Origin of the sequence: Paenibacillus sp. 1781tsa1 (genome assembly GCF_024159265.1) — a bacterium.
Lineage (GTDB): Bacteria > Bacillota > Bacilli > Paenibacillales > Paenibacillaceae > Paenibacillus.
The window spans coordinates 3,481,980-3,503,827 of record NZ_JAMYWY010000001.1 but is presented as its reverse complement, the minus strand read 5'-3'; the positions used below and the strand labels follow the sequence as shown (position 1 = coordinate 3,503,827).

The window sequence follows — 21,848 nt, the reverse complement described above, 5'->3', positions numbered from 1 at the left end:
TTTTTTTAAGAGAACCCAAAAAAGTTGGATTTGGCAAACTTAAGTGGTTGATGGGTACGAGGAAGGAGGCCTACTGGCTTCCTTTCCTGTGACCACACCTTCTTGCTCCTAAACAAAAAGAGCCAAATGGATCGTTTTGATCCACTCGGCTCTTGGCGTTATTTTACAATAATTCGTATACCATCACTTGCCGTTGATTCATTTCCATTCATAATTCACTGCTCTTGTTCAGAACGTGTCGGTTCATCTGGTGCCTCATTTGCAAGCAACTGTGAATCATCGGAATGCCGTTCGAACATAACTGCGTCAACCCTCGTATAGATCATATCCGCAGGAAGCGTTGGCGGGTCTACCGTTGTAGGAGTAACCCTGGTTAAACGAACATACTCGCTGCCGTCTCCCTCGAAGTCGAACGTACCCAGATTAACCCAACCCGATGAGCCGACCGTTGCATCGATATAGGTGACCTCGGTACCCGTCTTATGCTTTACTTCCACTTTGACATTGTTATCGTTTGCCGTTGTATGGACGAGCTTGTAGATGGAAACGGTATATTTCCCTTCTGGAAACTGGCCTTTCCACGTTGCGGATGATCCTTGAACGGTTGAGTAGCGGGATTTAACCCCAATTTTATATCCGGCTAAATTACTTTGGCTCCAAGACCCTTCTGTTGTGTATAACCCTGTTGTATCTGTACTGTCTACGATAATCGTTAGGTCCTTAATCGTGATGGTCAAATGCGGTGTGGTTAAGGTCACTCCGTCAATCGTTACCGTGGCCCATACCTCAATGTGATCCGTGTCCCCATCGAGATTGAGAAGAGTCAACAACCCACTGCTGTCCACTTCAGCCAGATCCGTACGATCAACGAAATACTGAACATCGGCCTGTGTCAGATCACCGATCAAACCGTTATCCAAATAGCCGGTTACGCTTAGTTGTGCGGTTTGCGTCATCTGCAGCTCGTTCCGATCGGACTGAACTACGGCAGATTCCAATTGCGGTATCCTGTTCGGGTCCACCCACATTATTGCATCAGCTACGACTCTGGATTTGTTGGCCTTGTTCGTTAGTTCCACGTACCCGCTATCACCTGCAGCAAAAGGATAATCCCCCAGGTGCACCCAAGTACCGTTCGTCATTGTCTCATCAACAGTAACCGTATCGGAGCCTTCACTATGATAAACGGTAAACGAGGCATTTGTTGCCCAATTCTCACTAGTTGCAGTGATTTGCGGAATCTTGTAATACACACTGTAAGTGACATTTTCCGGCAGATCAGGCCGCCATCTCATTTTGCTTGTCGATGTGCCGGACGTAGATTTGGCATACACATAGTTATCATAATAATAATCGTTAGCCGTCGTATCCCTTATCCAGACACCTTCTGTCTCCGCCTCCGTATTATCCACAATGATAGATGAATGATCCTGCCCATCATCGGGCTGGACTGGCGTTTCCGTTACCTGATCTGGCAGATAGAGTGTGCGCTTGCGGGTCTGTTTCCCCTCCGATTCCACGTAATACGTGAAGGTTTGGGATAAATCATTCACCCGTATCGACCATTCCATCGGATAGATCGTATCCGGGACGGTCGTATACGTAGCCCCGCCATCCAACGAATAATGGATTGTCGCTGGTTTTGTCGTTTTGGCCTGCACATAAGCATCATAAACCGTTTCGTCAGGCTTAACGATCAGCATACCTTTAACCGCATCAATTGGACTGTGGGTATCAAAGAAATAACTTGCATCCGATGGTTCTGCCGTTCTGACCTGATGCAGCGGTACATCAATATCAAGTCCCTCTACAATGATAGCAGTGATTCCCTTGCCTGAAACCGTAGCTTGAATGATTCCACCACTCATAACTGCCTGCTCTGGTGTACCATTGTCGCGGATGATCGTTACAGTATAATCTTGTGCCGGGTTGAACCCAATGATCTGTTCATTCAATTCGATCGGAGTCTGAATTTCTTCTGACGATGCGTTGCTTAGCCCAATGTAAAATTTATCTCCACTCTCACCTGTGATCCAGTTCAATTGAGGATGATTGGTCTTAATGATCCCCTTTGGCATCCATAGCCAAACGTCGGAATTGCCATAAAATTGACCTGGTTTATTCCCATAGAGGTGATATTTGAACCATAGAAAATTCGTTTCGAATACGGATGGAAATGTAATATTCCCGTTCGATTTCAATGATTGTTCGCTGATCAAATAATCCATCGTTTGCCCGAGTTGCCCCGGAATATGGTGATAATAGATGGATGTAGCCCCGCTCGGGCCTTCCAGAGGAAAGTCCGGTTCAAGTTGGCTAACGGCGAAGCCTTTATAATAATAACCCGGATAACTGGAATACCGACCAATAACTGCATTATGAGCAATATCCTGCAGCAGTTTATCCCCTGTATAGAGCGACAATCTTAGCATGAATGGAGCTTCCTGAGCATTCATCCGATAATAGCCGGTTGTACTTCCTGCTTCAAACGTCAATCCGCTCGGTGAAACAAGCCAACGCTCCGCTTGAACCCCTCCGGCAATATCTTCGGGAAGTTTGAGCCTAGGATATTGAAATTTACCGCTTTCCGGCCAATGGAACGACTCCGCGTAATTATATGTTTCCGGCTGCGGAATCGTAACGTTCCCTTCAGGAACTGGACGAGCAACGAACATGGTTGCATACCGTTTAGCTTCCTTGTAAGCGGCATTCAAGTATTTGGGGTCCTGCGTTTCCTCATAAAGCTCCAAGATCTCCATCCACAGCTTGCTATAATAATAAATGAACTCATTTTTACTCACATCGACAGATGCAGGCGTATCGATATGTTGCGTGATATAGTTGTCGGCTGCATCCTTCGCAGCCTGTAGATACTGTGTCTCTCCCGTCATACGATACATCATCAGGGGCTGAATGACAGGCCCGCGGTCTTTCTGGTCAGGATCACGCATAAGGTACTCTTCCTCTGCCAGCGCCCGAATTCCTGCCGAAGTGCCCATCATCTGATTGACAGCGGCTACGCTTGAAACATCAAACGGCAGGGTAGCCATTTTCCATAAGGAAGGTACACCGTATACTTTTTTCTGCGTCGGCGACCAACCGATACCATTTCGCGATACGCCATACTGGACGGACGGCAATGCTCTCGTATCGTAAAGCTGGTCATCCCCGGTCAAATAGTAAGCCCCCAGAAGAACCGCATTCGAGCTTGTTCGAACGCTATCCTCATTTTCAATATCAATAAAACCCTTGGCACGGCTCCACCACCCGCTGGGTGACGGGACATAGTTAATAGAGTCATCCCCTTCCGGCTCGATCTTGAGCAAATCAATCATATTAAACATCGCGTCAGTAAGCGACTGATTTGACACATTTTCCCGGTATGCTGAATATTCGTATTCATTGCGAAGAATATCTGTGTAGGACTCATACAGATTGCTTTTTTGGGCGATTAATCCCATATGAAATTGATAGGTGCTTTCTGCGGTCATTTGTGAATAGGTCCCTAATTGAGGCGCATACAGGATGGGCTGCACGCTGCCTTCGTTGTTGACCAGGCTCATGCCCAGCCGTTGTTTCGTCACGCCTCCCGTCGGTTCAAATTCAACCGGAAGCTCTTCCGAAGGTACAAACACCCCATACGTCAATGGGTTCCCCGAACCATCATTCTTCTCAACCAGACTCATCGGAGCGCTCAGCTCCCGCAAGCTTGTTGATTCCACGGTACCTACCATTTTGGCATGTGACCGGAATCCATTTAACACTTCGTTGATGCCCGAGACTGTCTCTGTTGTGAAGGACTGATACCCTATCACATAATTGCCGTCACGGCGAGGTGTAAAGGCAAACGAAACATCTGGTTTATCCCCTGCCATGGACCAGTTCACTTGTAAATCGTAATCACTGCCGTGTGAGGAATCGGTTAATACCGCCGTTTGGCTGTCTGGAAAAGTGATCCCGTCAAATGTAATCCAGCGCTTATTCATCGTATCGTAGTAATTGGTTCGGCTGCCCGCATTCCCATCCAATAAAACCCATTGTTCCTCCAATCTTTCCGATTCATTATTAATTGGAGTCCAATTCCCAGTGTCCGTGTTCTTATAGAACATGTCACGAACGATGGATTTGCCCCCATCCCATGTCGCCTCGTAGAAGGTCGCTTTATAGTTATCATTTTCAATGCTGCCTTTTTCCGTGTAACTGAGATTGGCTAATGTGCGGCTCCGCAGCGGGGGCAACGGCGGGGCTTTCTGCTGGATATTTCCTTCGAATTTGACTGCATCGGCTCGAGTAATAATGGTACCCGTCGAAGGTTGCGTTCGAGTCAGTCTGACAAATTCGCTATCATCACCACTAAATTCATACTCCCCCAAATCAACCCACCCAGTTGAAGGACCTGACGAGGGTCTTAGATCCAGAAACTTCACATCCGTAATCCCGTTATGAACAATCTCAATTTTCACATTACTATCTGCTTTATCCGCCCAATCCAGCTTATAGAACGATATTCTCGCCGTCCCTGCTTCCAAGCGCGGATTCCATGTGATCGTTCTACCTACAGCATCCGTATATTTGGAACTGGAATTATTGTATCCCTTCACTCCCGCACTTGTGGTCCAATACGGAGCGGAGAATCCGTTATTGGCATTGCCTGCATCAACAGTGACGACATGATCAATGGTGAGGCTTCCATCATCAATGATGATCGTCTTATGTGGCTCTTTTTGCTCAATATTTCCTTCGAACTTGACCGCATCAGCACGTGTAAGGATCGTGTTCGTGGTGCCGGTAGACCGGGTCAATTGAACAAACTCTTCACCAACCCCGGAAAAATAGTACTCTCCCAAATCAACCCAACCCGCTGGCTCGCTAGATGAGGGTCTAAGATCCATAAAGACTACATCTGTTGTCCCATTATGAACAATCTCAATTTTCACATTGCTATCTGCTTTATCTGCCCAATCCAGCTTATAGAACGAAATTTTCGCTGTTCCTGCTTCCAAGCGTGGATTCCATGTGATCGCTCTGCCTGCTGTACTCGTATATTTGGAGCTGGAAAGATCATACCCCTTCACCCCTGTGCTTGTGGTCCAATTTGGAGCCGAATATCCATTGTTCTCGTTACCCGCATCAGTTGTCACAACATCATTAATCTTGATACTTCCGTCATCGATGATAATCGTCTGATAGGGTAAGGTCTCCGCATAAGCGGCCCTTATTCCAATCAGGCTGAAAGGAACTACGATCGTCAACATGAAAACAATAAAGAAAAACAGCTTCCTTTGGACCATACAATTCACAGCCTCTCCTCAATAATGGTAACGCTTTCAAGAATAGATTGCCTTTTGTTCGATTGGTCGTAAAAAAGCAATGATCTTACCCTTCTGACTAATCCGCTCTGCTGTTTTTATCTTAGCATGTCACTTCACGGTGAAATTTCTTTCATTTTAAGAATTTCTTATACGATTTTAAGTAAAAAACCTACATCTACCTGAGCACTTATTGCAGTCAGATAGAATGTAGGTTTTAACGTGTTTCAAGTGAAACAATTCATTATAATGGCGGCTGCACTAATAACAACTTTCCAAGCTGAATGACCGTTTGATTATACCAATCCGGATGCTGCTGAACATGTGCGATGCTTCTTACATTGCCACTTGCCTCAAACACGGCCGCTTTGTCTGTCTTCTCGTGATCGATCTCGAAGCGAACGGTATGTTTCCCATTCGGTAGTTCCGGCAAGAAAACATATTGATTTCGATTATGATCGTTATAGGGTGTGAATCGATCGATAACAAAGGATTCCTCTCCATCCACCGACACCTTCAATCTGCCAGAATCCGGCCCCCCGATATCGAATAAGCCGATGTGGGTTCCCTCAAACTCCACTGTGATCGTCTCTCCGGGATCAACTGCTCGCCATAGACTGGGGAACAACCAATCATACTCGCGCACTAAGGAAAAATCATCGGGGGTCATGTAAGACCATCCTGCGGAAAAATGAGTGAGTTGATCCAGTGGCAGCATGGTTGCATACTCCCAAGGATTGGCCGGGACCAGAGTGTCTTGCGGCAAATGATGTTCCACTTTTCCCACGTGATCTCGAAGTTCGCTCATTTTCTCAAATGACCGAGTGATGGTGTCCGTGTAAATCTGATGTCCTTCGGGAATCGTTGGATGGATCGAATCATGCGTAAAAATAACGGCACCGGGAATGGATGCATCTGCACTTGAAGTGAAAATGAGCTTTCCATCTGTAACCAATTGACTGACCGTCACGCCCAGATGAATCGAAGGAATGCCGTAATAGTCGGCGACTTCCTCTTGCATAAGAGCACCCTTCTGGTACTCGCCGGATTGAAATAAGTTCAAATCCCGCTCCTTAATCGTATATACGAACAGGATATCGGTGAATAGGCTGTGCTTGCGGATTTGTCGGACAATACCTTCGATTCGCGCCTTGGATTCGGGGACTCCTCCATCATTTCCGACAAATTCAACAAACACGAGATCAGGCTGATGACGCAGTACATCGTTCTGCAAACGGGCGCAGCCGAGGTCCGATCCTGTCCCATCAATGCCTGCGTTCACTGGGCGGATATCGGCCTGGGGATATTGCTCTCGCAGCCAATCCGCGGTCATGACCCTGTATCCTGCCGAACGTGTATTACTGCCGCCAAAATAAACGATGGTCACGGGTTCCCCATTTTCCAACTTCTGAATGACATTAGGCAGCCCTCTCCGAGGAAAAAATTCTTTCATCGCAACTTCACCCGACCTCACTTCGCATTTTTAGGAGCAAAAAATTTCACTGCAAACACTTCATAATAAAGTGAGCCATACGTTGCACAGAAATCAAACCGGATTTGGGTTACACCTTGTGCATTCACCAGATGTTTATTCAACGAAAGATAATTCCCGCGGACTTTAATTTCACTCTTTGTTCCGTCCTCTAACGTTAAGGTCACATTATAATCCTGGATCAGTGGCTCGATTGGATCGTCGAAATGCTCCAAATTCAGCTGTGAATTGAAGACAAGATGGATTTCATCCAGATTCTTGGGGCTTGCAAAACCAAATTCCAACCATTCCTGTCCTTCCGTCCGTTCCGAAATCCAACCGTTTGGCAGACCATAAGGTCTGGAGAAACCGTTGACGACATTCGCGGGATTATACATATCCTGGGATGGTATCAGATCCTTGAAGCAAATGCTCTTATTAAGCTTCTTCAGCCTGGATGGCTCTTCCGGTCTATAAAGGAAGCTCACCGCTCCAGTCATTTTCTCTTCATTGGTGTGTATCGCAAGGCTCTCTGAACCTTCCAATACGATGTAGACTTTGTCATCAGCTGGTTTCTCACAGCCCAGGTCCAGCGTAATCCAGTCATCGTAACCCGCTGAAATAAGCAATTGATAGTCTTTCAGCTCGCTGGTGGGAATATAGTTTTCCTTCCGCTCCCCGCCGTACAGCTTCACTTGCAGCGTTTCGGATTGCTCGGATCTATTTTTAATTTTAATAAGCACACTTTCAGCCTTGGATGTCTGAATCGGCAAGACCAAACATAATGCTTTGTCCAAGGAGATCTCTTCGGTTGGATGAAGATGTTCATAGCTTCGCTGAGACGAGGCACGAATCGTTAATCCATCTGCAAAATAACGATCCAACGGCTCTTGAAGCCCCACAATCGTTTGCCCGTCTCGAAGCAGCTGCGCCTGAAGTTCACCCATATGGGCTTTGACCAGGGTCGCGGGGTCTGTCTCATATTTTACGCATAACGCAGCAGCCGTCCCTACAGCCTGCCCCATACAACCACAGGTTGCCATGACCCTTGTAGACCCAAAAGCCACATGGGTAGTGCTTATATTGCGGCCAGCGAACATCAGGTTAGGAATATTGCGTGAAAATAAGCTGCGGAACGGGATATTATACAATCCCGGCACAAAATTCCATGCTGTAGCTGGTCCCTCATCATAGATGCCTTTATTCGCATGCAGATCCATATACCAGCCTCCGACAGATACCGCATCTTCGAAATGAGGTTTCGCAGTAAGATCGTCCTGAGACAGCATGTGTTCACCTATAAATCGTCTCGACTCCCGCTTTCCCGGAATCGGGCACACATAATCCAGTATGAGATTGTCTACATCATCAAACTCGCCGCTGTTTTTGATATAATCCCATATCCCGTACACCAATTTTCGTAGTTCCAATGCGATGTCTTCATTATTCTTGATAATATCCATATGCCCGCCGTATTCCAGCCACCACAATCCGCCAAGCCCATTGATTTTCCTTGGAAAAGATCGATGGTTTAATCCTTTTCGGATACTATCAAAAAACTCCAGCTTCGTAATATCATACGCAAATCCAGGCCTTTTGTAAGGAACGGCATAGTCTACGTCACGGGCTTGAAACAGAATCGTATCACCCATGGTGTAATGATCCGCCACTTCAGGAGCCAGCTCCTCTTGGTATTCATGCTTCGCTTCTCTTCCCCATCGGAAGTGAGCGCCTGCTTGATATCCAACAATTCCATCCCCGGAGCAATCGATGTAGGTTGGGCTTTCAAAACGAAATTTTCTCTCGGAAGCCAATTGAAGGCCCTCCACCCATTGGATTCTGCCGTTCTCCATACCCGTTTCATGTACGCATGTGTTCAAGAATAGAGAAATGTTGGGCTCATCATAAACCATGTCGAGTAAGACTGTATCGGAAAGTGAAAGCATCAGCTTCTTGTTGTATAACGGATTGTAATGAAATATCTTCAGCTTCAGTTCTTCTATTAACCCGCCCTCTCGAGCATAGTAGGATGGACTGTTTCCGAGATAAGCCGACCCGTTGATGTGCACTCTGACCTCGCTGCTCGCATTTCCCCCTAGAACTGGCCGATCATTAATAAGTGAAACCAGCAGCCCTTGGCGTGCTGCTGCAATGGCAGCACATATCCCTGCAATACCTCCACCTACGACGGTTACATCAGCTTTTATAGACTCCATTTTGATAACCTCCATGATTAGATGCTCCTATCATGGTAATGGTTTTGGCACCTATTTTTTTACAGGATTTCACGAAAAAATCATACATTTTTTGCATCCTTATTGGAATTCCTACCGTGTCATCTTGATTCGGTATTGCTTAGGTGTATCACCGGTATATTCTTTAAAAAGTTTGCAAAAGTAACCTTCATTGACAATGCCTACTTCCTCGCATAATTCCAATAAAGAATAATCCTTCACATGTAACAACTCGAGAGCGAGGTTGATTTTTTTACGGTTGATGTAGCTAATCACACCTTCGTTCATTGTTTTTTTGAATAAGCTGCTAAAATACGATGGCGCTAGATTCACTTCCTCCGCAATGGCCTCCAGCGTTAAACGCTGTTTCAGGTTTTTCTCTATAAAATGAATAGCACTCATGATTTCTGCACGATGTAACCGTTGGCCCGCATGCACGTATTCGAATGTGAAGTCGCCAATATAGGCGAGTTGCTCTTGAAATGCCATATATTCCATAGGGAATTCTGCTACTTCCGTGGTCAACTTGTTACCCGATTTAAACTTTAAGGTAATCTCTCTGTACAAGTCTCTAATCATGGGCGCCATGATGGATTTGTGGATTTTATGGTCCGAAACAAATTGCAACAGTTCGGCAAGTGCATTGTCCAGCTCTTCCTTGGAAATCTTTCGTTTCAGCCGTATAAGAAAATCATTCAGCTTCTGCTGAAAGTCTGCTTTTTTGTCATTATGGTATTGGAACCGATGCATCGGTGTTTTGACTACTTTTTCGGTATGATAATAGAAATCCTCACTCACATTTTTAGCTTCCGTGTACGCCTGTTTGATCGATTCCCAGCCTCGGTGTGGACCTCCAAAAGCGACCGATACCCTTTGATTCACATATTGATGCAAATGAGAGATGATCTGCCCTCCCAAGGATAGGCAAGCGTATTCCGTTTCCATATCACTGCGGTTATTTTCCCAGGATAAAAAGCCAATAAAACGATTATCAGACAGATCCGCAGCTACACCACGGCCACCACTCATCACCGTTTCTTCGATGATATTCGTAATCGCATATTTCAAGATGTTTTGATCTGTGGCAGCGTATTCGTTTCGGAAACTTTCATACGTATTCATCTCAACGATGAAGCAGCAATAGTTGGCTTGAAAGAAATGAAACTGCATGCGATTGGCAAAATCCGATGCCCGATGAGAAGGAATTTCACCCCGGATCAGTTCGTTAAAAAATTGCTTGCGGACTCTATATTTATTTTCAAGTACGGATACGTTTAACGAGTGAAATTCCGCTTCTTTTTTCTCAAACTCATTTAAAATTCCAGCTGCCTTATCCAATGCTCGATTCAGATCGGCTTCCCTTAGCGGAACCTTTACAATGTACTCCAATACGTTGGCTTGAATAGCTCGCTGGGCGTATTCAAAGGATGAATAAGCGGTCAAAAGTATGTACTGGGTATGGGGGAGTTCCGCCTTGAGCTGCTCAATCATGGAGATTCCGTCCATGCGCGGCATAACGATATCGGATATGACGATATCCGGCTTAAGTTTGATGATCTCCTCGATCCCATTTAGGCCATTATTTGCTTTTCCCACTAGAACAAATCGCTTATCCCTATGAGATAGCTCACTAAAAAACAATTCCAATCGTTGAATGATCAGATCTTCATCGTCAACAATGAAGCAGGTATACTCTTTACCCATTATGCATCTCCTTTTGCAATTCTGCCGGGAATAATGCGCGTATGCGGGTTATTTCCTTAGGTATGCTATTGATATCCAGTCCGAATTGGTCTCCGTAGTGAAGTCTTATTCGACCATGAATATTATTCAACCCGATTCTTTTTCTTTTTACTTCCTCTTCACTCGGTTCTGAGATTAAAATATGCTTTAATTTGTCGGCTGCAATTCCCTCACCTTGGTCAACAACTTCTATGATCACGATATCGTCTTCCCTGTACGCATGAATCGTAATAGGTCCCTCAATTTCGCCTCCGTTATAACCATGGAAAATACTATTCTCCACAAGGGGCTGCAGCAGCATTCGGAAAACTGGGAAATCCAGTAATCCTGCTTCAATATCTTCAATCAAATTGAAGTTTCGGTTATACCGAATGTTCTGGATCTCGATATAGTCCGCTACATTGCGTAATTCTTGACGTAGGGACACCTTCTCAGAAGCATCGTTTATCCCGTATTCCAATAATGAAATGAGCGACCCGATCACTACATCGACTTTCTCTATTTGTCCGAGACGTATAACATTGCTGATCGAACCAAGCGTGTTATACAAAAAATGTGGGTTTATTTGAGACTGTAACACCTGGATTTCCAGCTTCCGCTCAAGTTCATTATGAAGCTCGGCTCGGCGAATCAGTTCAACAATTTGCTGTAACATACGATCGAATGCGCGTGAAAGATCTCCAAACTCATCGTTTCGGTTAATGGTTATTGTCGTTGTGAGGATGCCTTGCTCCACTTGCTTCATTTTTGTTTTGAGCGTATAGAGTGGTTTCCTTATATATTTGGCAACCAAAAAAGAAATGAACAAACTTAACAGAAGACCCGCAGCTAGAAGCTCAATATAATAGGTTTCCAATCTGGATAAAGCTGCTTTCAAGCGTGATTCATCATTAACGGAGACAATGGTCCAGTTGAATTTTTCCGTTGGTTTCTTCAAAAGGGAGACGGGGATGACATCCTTCGTATGCAGTTGAAGGTTTGTTTCGGTCGTATCCAGAATTTCTTCCGCTGACGTCTCTCCGATTGAAAACGTATGATCTTGAATACTAAGGGGTCCTTTATTTTCAGAAAATCCGGCAATGATCTTCCCTGACGCGGTGATTAGAGCCAAATTCATTTGTTCCTGTTTATTAATCTTGAACAAGGTTTCTTCAATGGCATTTAGATCCAGATCAACCGCAATGGCCATAGGAAACGGAGCACCATTCAGATATCGAACCATCGTAACAGTCCAGCCGGAGTACTTTGATTTGTATGGTTCACTAACAAAGGTAGTCCTTCTATTTTTGTCAGCCGCATCATACAATGGCTCCCTTTCCGATAAAGGTTCATCGAATATTCGTGTAGGTGCACTTCCGCCTAGAATGGATAAATCGCTTTTGATCAAATAAATATTACTGACATAAATACTGTTGAGTTCATACAGCTCTCTTAATTGCTTTTTAATCACTTCGGTATTGTTAATGTTGGCTTTCACTGATGTTTCAACTGAGAAGAGAATCGTCTGGAAGGAGGAAAAATTAACGGTGAAATACTGGTCTACCTTGTCTAATATTTGATTGGTGTAATAAATATCATTGGTTCTTATTTCCTTTTGAACATAGCGATAAGACAATTGGCTTATCAAGATGATGCAGCCTAATACAAAGGCAAACACGATAAAAAATAATTTTAAAGGCAAGCTGATTCTTCTTCGCATGGATCATCTTCCTTTTAGTTCCGTTTTGTACTAAGAATAGCATATGCGAATAAAGAGAGGGGCTACGAATAGCCACTCTCTCTTTGTTTATTTTTACTTGATGAGGCCGGCGTCTTTAAATTGCTGGGTAGCTGTTTCCTTATATTTCTGCATGTCAAACTTGGTATCCAACGTTTGGAGGAAATTCTCCCAATTGGAGAGAGGTTCTTTGCCCGTCATAAATTTAACCAAGCTTTCATTAATGAAACGTTGGCGGTCAGCATCCAAGGTGTCGCTCGGGTCCGGAGTCAATAAATTACCGGGCAACGTTGGCCCCACATATTGCTGATTGTTCTTGAAAGCTTCCGCCGTCTTCGGATTCTGGAAGCTGAAGTACTCCGCATCATCACCACGCCGCGGCATTCTATAATGATCGACCCACAGGTACTTCTCTTTCATTTCCTTCGATAACTCGGAGGTTTTATTTTTGATCTTGCCATCTACGACATCCCAATGAATCCCTTTGATTCCGTATGCAAAATTCGGATAGGCTTCTTCATCCGTAAAGAGATAATTCAGCATGGACAAGATGCGAATGATTTTGTCCTCGTCCGCTTTTGCAGATATGGCCCATGAATTGCCTTGGAATGATTTTCTCTCTACAATCTGATCCCCGTAAGGACCTTTCATTGGAGGAATAACGATCCATTCCGGCACCTCTCCACTAATTTCTTTCATTTTCTGCTGATAATCCGGTTCAAGCCTGCGAGCATCTCTGATCATGAAGCCAACTTTACCCTTAAACATCTTTTGGTCCAACAGATCAGGTGAATTCATCGTCACCCAGTCCGGGTCTACGACTTTGGCTGCCATCATTTTATTAATGTAGGCAAGTGCCTCTTTCATTTTAGGATCGATAAACAGGAATACCGGTTCATTATCTTTTATCTCAACGGCCGAAGGAGGATTAACGCCAAACATCCACATCAAGCTATCGAAGCCGTAGGTTTGCAGATTGCCTTCTTTATTCATACCGCCGATGAATCCGTACGTATCGTTTTTGCCATTACCGTCCGGATCTTTCTCTGTAAAGGCTTTCATAACTTCGAACAACTCATCAGGTGTTGTTGGCACTTCCATATTCAGCTTTTTCAGCCAATCGTTGCGAATGAAGAAGCTACGACTGATACCGTTTACATTATCATAGCCTGGAACTCCGATCGTTTTCCCTTGATAGGACATCGCCTCCCAGGAGTCATTGCCAAACCGTTTCTGTAATTCAGGAAACTGATCCAGATAAGGTGTCAAATCCGCAAGCACACCTTGGTCGTAATATTGCGCAAGATCAGCGCGGCTCTTCAAGAAGATCAAGTCTGGAATATCCCCGCCTGCAATGAGCGTATTCAGTTTGGTTGTTGCTTGACCCGCTTGAGGAATCATCATATCCAAGTCGATGTTCATCTCTTCTTCCAACATTTGGCGTTGAATATCTTCATCCCGTGGAGGTACTGGAGCAGCAGCATTGAACGTGCCTTGGTTAAACATGGAGATCTTCATTTTGGTTGCAAACTGGCCAGACTGGCCTTGCGAATTACTCGAGGTCGATGTAACTTCTTCATTTCCCCCACAACCCGACAAAAGCGTTCCAAGTCCTAAGATTGCCGACAGAATAGCAAATGAAATCTTTTTACGCTGCATATTGACCTCTCCTTTGTTTGTATATTATCACGGTTTCCCCGTAATAAGTTAGGTTGGAACACCTTTTAACCTTTAACGGATCCCAAAAGCACACCTTTGGTAAAATGCTTTTGCAAAAATGGATAAACGATCAAAATCGGGACCGTAGTCACAACAACGGTGGCCATTTGCACAGCGAACGTACTGACAGCTCCGGAATTGGCGAGTGAATCAGCGCTTTGAGTTGCGACGTTAAGCAAGATGTTGCGCAAAATCACTTGAAGTGGCATGTAGTTGGAATCATTGATATATACAATGGCATCAAAATAACTGTTCCAATGCCCGACTGCGTAAAATAAAGAAATGGTGGAAAGCACGGGTAAGGACAGGGGCAAAATGATCCGCCATAACGTCTGAAGCTCACTGGCACCGTCTACCCTCGCGGATTCCTCGATTTCACCAGGTAGTTGCTCAAAAAATCCTTTAATGATCACCAGATTAAATGCACTAATGAGATTGGGAATAATCAATACCCACGGACTATTTAACAATCCGAGAGAACGAATTAGTAGATAGGTCGGAATTAACCCACCGCTGAACATCATGGTAAATACAATGAAGAGTAAAAACGGACTTCTTCCGGGCAAATATTTTTTGGATAACGGATATGCTGCGATTACTGTAAAAAATACATTTAACGCAGTCCCTACAATCGTTCGAAACAACGTAATTTTATACGCCTGCCAGATCCCCTGAGAAACGAATACTTCTTTATAGGCCAAAAAGGTAAAGGATTCGGGTATAATCACAATCCCTCTTCTTAATACTTCCGACTCTGGCGTTACGGAGACAGCAACCACATAGAGGAAGGGCAGCACGCAAAGTAGGGATAACAAAATAAGCATCACATAAACGACGGTTTGCCAGACTTTTTCACCGATTGTCATATGGATCATTCTAAAGACCACCTCACCAAATTTGCCCATCGAATTTTTTGGCGAGCTTATTCGCTGCCAACACCAAAGCAAATCCGATGACAGCTTTAAACAATCCTACAGCAGTAGCCAAGCCAATCTTGAGACGCTCCAACCCTTCACGGTATACCCATGTGTCGATAATGTCGATCTTCTCCTGATTAAATGTATTGGCAAACATGAATATTTGGTCAAAACCCGCATCCAGGATATGGCTTAATTTTAGAATCAGCATCAGAATAATGACTCCTCGAATACCAGGTAACGTGATATGCCATAGTTGTCTCCATTTGGAAGCGCCATCCATTCGAGCTGCTTCATATAAGCTTGGATCTATTCCTGCCAAGGCGGCAAGGTACAATATTGCCCCCCATCCAATATCCTTCCATACTTCAGATAAGATGATCAGCAATCTGCCCCAGGCAGGTTCCGTTAGAAACGAGATGGGTTCAAAACCAAAATCCTTCATAATCATGTTAAAGAGACCATCGCCTGGGGCTAGTAATGCCACCATAATTCCATACACAATGACCCATGACAGAAAATGAGGTAAATAAGTGATGGTCTGTACGATTTTCTTAAACCATTGGCTATAGACTTCATTGAGGAGTAAAGCAAGTACGATGGGCGCGGAGAATCCGAACAATAGCTTATACAGCGATATGATGATCGTATTTTTCATGATGTCCCAGAAATAAACGCCGTTCATAAAATCCGTAAAATTTTTGAATCCCACCCAGGGGCTATCCCATAGTCCCAAAGCCAGGTTGTAGTTTTTAAAAGCAATCATGATTCCCGCCATAGGAATGTATTTGAACACGGCAAAGTAAATTAAGGCTGGTAATAAGAGAGCATACATCACTTTGTGCTTTTGTATTGTCCTTATCCATGACTTTCGCTTTGTGGAGATGGGAACGGCGTCCGCTGCCAATTTCGCTTGCATTTCATCACCTCGTCTTTGTTTGTATTTGTATAATAGCACCCGCCTATCGGATAAATTTCTGAAATTTCAAGAATTTCTTATAAGATTTTAAGGAAGTGTACCAGGGTTCGTTTCAACAACTGAATCCAGACAAGCTGGACAAGAACTTGTTCTAATAAAATATAAAAAAAGCCGCTAAAATAGCGACTTTCAAATGGCTGTTATATTCTTATCCCTTATTGATATAACTGGGTATCATTTTGGTGATCTATACTTCTCCCCAATAAATTTCAGTTTCATAGTCGAATGCAACAATACCATCTTGATTATTTTTATCAAATAAATTCCGCAGTTCTGACATCATAGGATCGTAATTTGCATGCCCAGGTGCAGGACTGTAGGAAGATGATAGCAACCGGCCTTTCAATCCCTCGAAATCGAACTTCTGACTCATTCTGAATCGCATTTCATGCATCGAACCTTCCTTGAAAAAAGACAGCAGCATCGTTTGAGAAATATTTTTGTGATTAACTTTTTGGTAGTCGGTTCCATATGTATGGAGCAATTGATTGTACTCTTCACGAAACGGAGTACCGTGTGTTAGACGTGAATTCCAGATGAGTATTACTCTCCCGCCTGGTCGTAGAATTCTGCGAAACTCGATTTGGGCTGCGGATCGATCGAACCAGTGGAATGCCTGAGCGCAGACAATAAAATCAACCGATTGATCAGGTAATCCAGTAGATTCTGCAGAACCTGCTATACTCTGGAATTGCGGATTGCTTTTTAACGTTTGCTCGGCGGCTTCCCGCATGGCCTGATTTGGCTCGACCGTTATTACATAGCTTCCGCGTTCCAGAAGTAGCTTTGAGATGATCCCAGTACCTGAACCAATGTCTGCTATATTACTGTTCGCATCTAAACCAACTACGTCGTACAAATGGTCAATAGCCTCTTTTGGATAGCTCGGGCGGTATTTCAAATACGAATCGACCCGGCTCGTAAACCGTTCTTCACTGTTCATCGATCGTCACGCTCCCATCAATATTTTGACAACCTATATACCGGCCACAGTAACAGCTTCAAAATTTTACTGCCCCAAAAAGCAAATACCGTCGTTCCGGTCCATGAGCTGCGCTTATCTTGGCTGTATTGATCGTTGATCATATAAGTCCGAGTCGAAATAGGACTCTTTAGACCGAACTGTTCCCATTTGGCCGGATCATTTGAACCTCCAAGTTTTCTAAGCATATTCGCCGACTCATGATCTATTTTAGCCGGAATTTTCTCAAATGCTTGGGTGATTTGCGTATGAAACTCATCGATCGGGTTGCGACTGGTAATACTCTCGAGATGGATGCTTTCGCGAATGTAAGATAAGTATGCCAGATGGTCAGCCCAGAACTCATCCATATAAAAAAGCCGTACCCGCTGCTCCGATGGGCTCATTGGTCTTTCGCCTTTCAATATTCCGAGCCTTTCTTCGTATAGGATTCGCCTCTGATCCTCCACCATATCCGAATAACCGTTCAATTCCCGCTGAATATCGAAGTTTTGACCTATGATCACGCGCTGAATATGCTCGATTTTGCTGCGTAGCGCCGGATCATCAAGAGCCTCGTCCTGTCTGGTAGCGCGAAACAGTCTATGCATGCCGAAGCGAAGCATCAACTCGTCTTCCAGGCTTATATAAAATACGGAAGCACCCGGGTCACCCTGGCGGCCAGAACGCCCGCGCAGCTGGTTATCTATTCGCATGCTTTCATTCACATGTGTACCTATTACATATAATCCGCCCAGCTTGGCAACCACTTCTGCCTGAGCAGGATTACCGCCGCCAAGACGAATGTCGACGCCGCGCCCTGCCATATTCGTAGATACCGTTACCGCGCCTATTTCTCCCGCTTTAGCGATGATTTCGGCTTCTCTCGCATCGTTTTTTGCATTCAGAACCTGGCAAGGTACGTCAGCAGCGGCAAGCGCCTCCGCCAGCATATCAGACTCCTCAACGCTTGACGTACCAATAAGAATGGGACGTCCCACCCTATGAACGGAAGAGATCTCTTGTACAAGTGCCTTATATTTGGCTTCCTTATGGGTGTATATTCGGTGCTTGTGGTCGATCCGTATGTTTGGCTGGTTCGGTGGAATTTGCACGACCTGCAACGCATAGATATCCTCGAATTCCATTGCTGAAGCGTGCGCCGTAGCCGTCATTCCGCAGATTCCCGAATACAGGCTAATGAAATGTTGAATCGTGATCGTGCCGAGAATTCTCCCGCCGGCCTTCCACTGCAATCCTTCTTTCGCCACCAGCGCAGCTTGCAGCCCGTCCGGCAAATACCTGTTCTCGGCCACACGGCCAGTATGTTCTTCGATTAGTTCAATTCCACCATCCCGGACGATGTAATCGACGTCTTTTTTTAATAACGATTCCACATGCAGTGCACAATTCAATGATGTTAATAAATGACTGTTATGGCTATCGTACAGATTGCCGCATCCCAGAAGCAACTCCGCTTTCACAGCACCCGCATCATTCAAGTATACGTTCCGCTGGAATTCATCAAAATCGTAATGCTCTCCTGGCTGAAGCTGTCGGGCCACTTCTGCGAAAAGAACACCATCACTCTTGGTTGTGCTCGAATCGCCACTAATGACTAGCGGTACTCGTGCTTCGTCAAGAAGTAGTGAATCCGCTTCGTCGACGATGACGTAATGGAAAGCACGATGCACGGTATCAGCTTCATTTAATGCTATTGTGTCACGCAAATAATCAAACCCTGCTTCTTTAGCCGTAACATAGGTTATATCTTTGGCGTAAGCTTCCCGTTTCTCGAACAGGCTCATGCCCGCTTGAACCGAGCTTACCGTTAACCCGAGGAAGCGATAGATGGGGCCCATCCACGCTGCATCTCGATTCGCCAAGTAGTCGTTAAAAGTGAGCACATGAACGCCTTTGCCTGTCAAAGCGTTGAGATAAGCAGGCATAACAGCAGAGAGTGTTTTTCCTTCACCGGTATGCTGCTCGATCAAAAATCTTTCGTGCAAAGCGATAGCAGCCATAATCTGCACATCGTAAGGCTGTAATCGGAGTGTTCTCTTCGCAACTTCGCAGACTAAAGCATAAGCATCAACCAGAAGATCATCCAAAGGCGTGCCTGATCTTGCTTCTTCTTGCAGCCGAAGGGATTCCATTTGCAGGCGCTGATCGTCCCAAGCTTCCAAATTCCGTTTCCTTATAAGCTGCACTTTGTCTCGATAATCTTTCAACCAACGCTGGTTATCCCGCTCTTTGAATCCACGTATCAACTTGACGACTACATTCATCGGAATTCGATTCCTCCTTAGTCGAAATAAGATGTGAAAAGAAAAGACTCCATATGGAGTCTTTTCTGTCGATAATTAACGCGCCACTCAAACCATTCGTTATAAGAGACAACACCTTACTTCTCCGATGGGAGCGGTGTAAAGAGCAGATTGACCGGCAGGTTGCTTCCTGGCGCGGCTGAGAACAGAATGGTTACGCTCTCTCCAGTTGAACCGGTGCGGTAAAGCACACTTTGTTCACTTGAATTGGCAACCGCAACGTTACCTTCGGCAATCGATACCAACTGATTGTTCACCAGCGCTACTCCGGAGTACTTCCCTCCACGAGGGTTAAAGGAGATAAGCGTACGCGGTGCAACATTGGTCAGCGTGATTTTGTACAATACGCCGAAATTACCCGCATTGGATGCGTCTGTGTAAGCCATCGGATCGGTTCCTACCAGATTGGGATCGCTTGAATTGTCACCAAGTGGCAGACGGGCCGGTTTGATTCCCACGTGCTCATCGTACTTTATGATGCGAGTCGCGTTCGGGTACGTACCTCGGTTATGCACTCCGTCACGATCAAGCACGGGAAGCAATGGCAAGGCTTCGAACGGATCTTTATTTTCTTCCACCAGGATAACGTTATAGTCTAAGGAATAATCACTATATGCATCCGAATAGAGAGAGATGACTTGTCCTTCTTTCATCGGCGTTTTATTAAGTTCGGTCAAAATCAATTTGCTTTCCCCAGGTTGAAGGTACTCTTTCTTTTGATCCGCTCCAGTCTGAATTGACTTGAACCATTTATCAATAGACAATTTCCCGGCTACGGTCGCATACGGTGTAGGTCCGGCAAAGCCCATATTCTGTTGTTCGAATACAGCCGGATTTGGGTTGTTATTGGTTGCAATCACATACATTTTTACTCTTTTGCCTGTATTGTTCACGTGGTGAATCATGAAACGGGTCTGTCCCGAAGATGATTCTTTATACACAATGCCTTCCGTATTCACCGTTTCCGGACTGTTACTGCGGATCAACAAACTTGGCTCATCCATATACGTATACGGCACTTTCTCCATGGTAGTCACTTCACCGCCGTTAAAGGTAAATTTCTGTCCTACCGGCGTGAAGAGTAAATTGAAGTCGGTAAATGAATATAAGGTCTCATTGGTTATGGTGATAACCTTGGAGTACGTGTTCGTAGCGCCATGATTGTCAGTAACCGTAAGTGTTACCGTTTTTGGACCCGGTTCAAAGAACGCAAGTGAATTGTTCTCCCACACCGCTTTAACAATATTATTTTCATCATCTGTACTTTGGTCTGTGTATGTTATTTTTTCGCCCATTTTATACTGTTCTTTATCCGTGGCGAACATCGCTACAGGAGGAAGATTAGGACTCAATACTTCAATGGTAATTGAATAGGGATCACTCCATTGTCCGTTGGCATCCTGTACTTGATATGAAATCGTATATGTACCTGCTTGATCATATGAATCCTGGCGACCTGTCCAGCGTTCATCAACGATATCCATTCCATTGGGGGAACTGTTAGAAGTCACGTAGTCCACTTGATCGCCCGCAAAGATTTCCTTTTGGGAAATGGTGAAGCTTGCAACAGGTTTCGTATTCAGATTCAGCACAACCGTCTTGGCTGACTGATTCACTTTATAGGTGATGTTCAGGGCTTGAGTAATGGAAGTTAACGGCACCATGAACGTGTTTTTTTGCTGATAAGCAGGGCCTTTCATCGTTCTGGTCTCTCCATTGACGGTATAGTCCTTGCTGTTCGTCTTGAATCGGAGTTCATTGTCACCACTAATAATGATGGTTTCCTTGGTTTTGTTATCGTATTTGACCCCGTACCCCACACGGTCAACCAGCGCACGTATGGCAACATAGGATACACCGTTTTTTACTGCCATTGGCTGGCCAGCAAGATACGTTTTTCCATCCTGCTCCATTTTGTTGCTATTCATGTACAGTGTCAGATTCCCACCTGCTGCTACAGGAGACGTCCCATCAATGGATGGTTGCTCTATTTGAGCAGGTGTAGCTGGCGTTTCCCCCTCAGGGGCTTCCTCTTGAACCTCAGGTTTCGTGCCCGTTGCGTCAGTAGTGGTCTCTCCCCCATCCAATGCAGGTTTCTCACTATCTGTTTTGGATGTTGCTTGATCGCCGGTCGAGGTTTTAGTTTCCTTGGCTTCAGAGGACGGAGTATTGATCGATTTGTTATTGCTCTCTGTCTTCACTTCACGCTCTGCAATCGGCTGCTCTTGCTTTAACACCTCAACTGATTCTACATTGGCCGTGTTTACTGACGCGGTGTCACCTTGTGGTGCTGATTGCGCATTCACAGAACCGACTGCAAATGCTTGAAAAACGGCTAAAGCGGTAAAAATGGATAATTTCTTCTTCATATTCATGCGTTGTCTTTGGCTCCTTCTACTCTCTAGTAATTTATAACCCCTCAAAAAGTCATAATATTAGACGCTAGATTTAGGAAAAAGTTTCTAATTGGA

General features: G+C 44.8%; 11 protein-coding genes. All 11 read right to left on the bottom strand.

Translation table 11 applies throughout. The features are described 5' to 3' along the window. Nucleotides 1–215: 215 nt before the first annotated feature. Nucleotides 216–5,291, bottom strand: a complete 5,076-nt coding sequence (locus NKT06_RS15470) for a golvesin C-terminal-like domain-containing protein (RefSeq protein WP_253436029.1) — start codon at nt 5,289–5,291, stop codon at nt 216–218. Nucleotides 5,292–5,553: 262 nt separating this feature from the next. Next, on the bottom strand, nt 5,554–6,762 hold the full coding sequence (locus tag NKT06_RS15465) for an SGNH/GDSL hydrolase family protein (RefSeq protein ID WP_253436026.1): 1,209 nt from the start codon (nt 6,760–6,762) through the stop codon (nt 5,554–5,556). Nucleotides 6,763–6,779: 17 nt separating this feature from the next. Then, nucleotides 6,780–8,996 (bottom strand): FAD-dependent oxidoreductase, encoded by a 2,217-nt coding sequence (locus NKT06_RS15460; protein WP_253436024.1) that lies wholly within the window; start codon nt 8,994–8,996, stop codon nt 6,780–6,782. A 111-nt stretch (nt 8,997–9,107) separates the two neighbouring features. Beyond that, entirely contained in the window at nt 9,108–10,718 is a 1,611-nt protein-coding gene (locus NKT06_RS15455; RefSeq protein ID WP_253436020.1) for a response regulator transcription factor, read from the bottom strand. Then, a complete protein-coding gene (locus NKT06_RS15450; protein WP_253436017.1) occupies nt 10,711–12,456 on the bottom strand; it encodes a sensor histidine kinase in 1,746 nt (581 codons plus the stop codon). The genes NKT06_RS15455 and NKT06_RS15450 overlap by 8 nt, the downstream gene beginning before the upstream one ends. A 93-nt stretch (nt 12,457–12,549) precedes the next feature. Further along, nucleotides 12,550–14,133 carry an extracellular solute-binding protein gene (locus NKT06_RS15445; protein ID WP_253436013.1) on the bottom strand — a complete coding sequence of 528 codons (1,584 nt, stop codon included), beginning with the start codon at nt 14,131–14,133 and terminating at the stop codon, nt 12,550–12,552. Between the two features lie 65 nt (nt 14,134–14,198). After that, nucleotides 14,199–15,068 (bottom strand): carbohydrate ABC transporter permease, encoded by an 870-nt coding sequence (locus NKT06_RS15440; protein WP_253436011.1) that lies wholly within the window; start codon nt 15,066–15,068, stop codon nt 14,199–14,201. A gap of 13 nt (nt 15,069–15,081) precedes the next feature. After that, nucleotides 15,082–16,029: an ABC transporter permease gene (locus tag NKT06_RS15435; protein WP_091018885.1), complete on the bottom strand. Its 948-nt coding sequence runs from the start codon at nt 16,027–16,029 to the stop codon at nt 15,082–15,084. 247 nt (nt 16,030–16,276) lie between these two features. Continuing rightward, nucleotides 16,277–17,032 carry a class I SAM-dependent methyltransferase gene (locus NKT06_RS15430; protein WP_253436008.1) on the bottom strand — a complete coding sequence of 252 codons (756 nt, stop codon included), beginning with the start codon at nt 17,030–17,032 and terminating at the stop codon, nt 16,277–16,279. 17 nt (nt 17,033–17,049) lie between these two features. Beyond that, nucleotides 17,050–19,338, bottom strand: coding sequence for a preprotein translocase subunit SecA (locus NKT06_RS15425; protein ID WP_253436005.1), 2,289 nt, complete (start codon nt 19,336–19,338; stop codon nt 17,050–17,052). Nucleotides 19,339–19,454: 116 nt separating this feature from the next. Beyond that, on the bottom strand, nt 19,455–21,752 hold the full coding sequence (locus NKT06_RS15420) for a copper amine oxidase N-terminal domain-containing protein (RefSeq protein ID WP_253436002.1): 2,298 nt from the start codon (nt 21,750–21,752) through the stop codon (nt 19,455–19,457). Nucleotides 21,753–21,848: the final 96 nt, after the last annotated feature.